1 protein-coding gene is annotated in these 1778 nt (G+C 71.4%); it reads right to left on the minus strand.

Annotation, left to right across the window (positions count from 1 at the left end; translation table 11 throughout):
• Positions 1 to 142: 142 nt before the first annotated feature.
• Positions 143 to 1729 (minus strand): signal recognition particle-docking protein FtsY, encoded by a 1587-nt coding sequence (gene ftsY / locus VF697_RS42750; RefSeq protein WP_331104452.1) that lies wholly within the window; start codon positions 1727 to 1729, stop codon positions 143 to 145.
• Positions 1730 to 1778: the final 49 nt, after the last annotated feature.

The raw sequence follows: 1778 nt of genomic DNA on the forward strand, positions 1-1778 counted from the left end.
AAGGCTCGTTGGTGCTCCAGGACGACGAGGCCGCGCGGCGGATGGAGGCGTTCTTCCTGGAGGACCTGCGGCATGCGCGCGAGGTGAAGCCCCAAGACAGCGAAGGGTGACGCATGACGGAAGGAAGGAGATGGAGTAGCGCCTAGTCGAACAGCGCCTGGACGAACTCCCGGGGCTCGAAGCGGCGCAGGTCGGCGACCTTCTCGCCGACGCCCACCCACACCACGGGCAGCTTCAGCTCGTCGCAGATGCCGATGATGACGCCGCCCTTGGCGGTGCCATCCAGCTTCGTGAGCGCGATGTCGGTGACGCCCACCGCCTCGTGGAACTGCTTGGCCTGCTGGATGGCGTTCTGGCCGTTGGTGGAGTCGAGCACCAGCAGTACCTCGTGGGGCGCCCCGGGCAGGGCCTTGTCGATGACGCGCCGCACCTTCTTGAGCTCGTCCATCAGGTTCACCTTGGTGTGGAGCCGGCCCGCCGTGTCCGCGATGACCACGTCGGCGCCCATCTCCTTCGCCTTCTTGATGGCCTCGAAGATGACCGAGCTGGGGTCGGAGCCCTCGGGCCCCTTCACCAGCTCCGCCTTCGCGCGGTCCGCCCACACGTCGAGCTGCTCGGTGGCGGCGGCACGGAAGGTGTCGCCCGCGGCCAGCACCACCTTCTTGCCCTGGCCCGTCAGCTTCGCCGCCAGCTTGCCGATGGTGGTCGTCTTGCCCGCGCCGTTGACGCCCACCACCATCACCACGTGCGGCGGGCCTCCACCCTCCAGCGAGCGTGGCACCGGCAGGTCCACGATGCGCGCCACCTCCTCGCGGATGACGCCCTTGATGCGGTCCGGGTTGCCCAGCTCGTTGCGCTTGAGCTTCTCGCGCGCCACCTCCACCAGGCTGGACGCGGTGCGCACGCCGATGTCCGCGGTGAAGAGGATCTCCTCCAGCTCGGCCAGGACGGACTCGTCCACCTGACGGCTCGAGCCGAACAGGCCGTTGAGCCGCGCCATGAAGCCCTGGCTGCGCGTCTTGTCCAGGCCCTGCGCCAGCGTCCGCCCGGCCTCGGCTTCAATCTTCGCGCGCGCCGCCGCCTCCTCCGCGCGACGGGCTTCTTCGATGGCCGCCGCCTCGCGGGCCTTCTGCTCGGCCAGCAGGCGCTCGGCCTCCTCGCGCTCGCGCTTGCGCCGCTCCTTCGCCTCGTCCTCCGCGGCCTTCTTCGCGCGGTACTCGGCGCGCTTCTCCTCCTCCTCACGCTCCTTGAGGGCGCGGACCTCGGCCTCCAGGCGGGTGCGCTCGGCGGCGTCCGTGGTGGCCTTCGCGGCCCGCTCGGTCTCCGCGCGCTGGCGGGCGAGCGCCTCGGCGCGGGAGTGGATCTGCTCCGCCTCTCGCAGCCTCGCCAGCTCGGCCTGGGAGGGCGGCAGCTCCACACGCAGCTCCGGCCGCTCCGCGGGCAGCGCGGGCTTGTCCTTCGTGGGCGGCACCACCGGAGGCGTGGGCCTGCCGGGCAGCTCGGGACGGCGCTTGAAGAAGAGCTTGCGGGCCGCGAGCGCCATCAGCGCCACGAACAGCACCACCACGGTGATGCCGACAATCTGCCCGAAGGGGCCACCGGCCTCGGGGGCCACCGGGGGCGTGCCCGTCTCCGGCACCCCGGGCTGCGTCGGCTGCTGGGGCGGAAGGGTGGGCTGCGGCGACGGCGCCTGCGCGAGGACGAAGGGGAGGGCGGTGGGCGTCTTCATGGCGCGCTCCGCATACCTCAAGATGCTCCGTGAGTCCCACTCCTCTTGT

The sequence above is a fragment of the Archangium sp. genome, assembly GCF_036388035.1.
In the GTDB taxonomy this organism is placed as follows: Bacteria; Myxococcota; Myxococcia; order Myxococcales; family Myxococcaceae; genus Archangium.

Excerpts from the sequence above, each read along its gene's own strand:
- ftsY (WP_331104452.1), bottom strand. The coding sequence starts at position 1,729 with ATGAAGACGCCCACCGCCCTCCCCTTCGTCCTCGCGCAGGCGCCGTCG.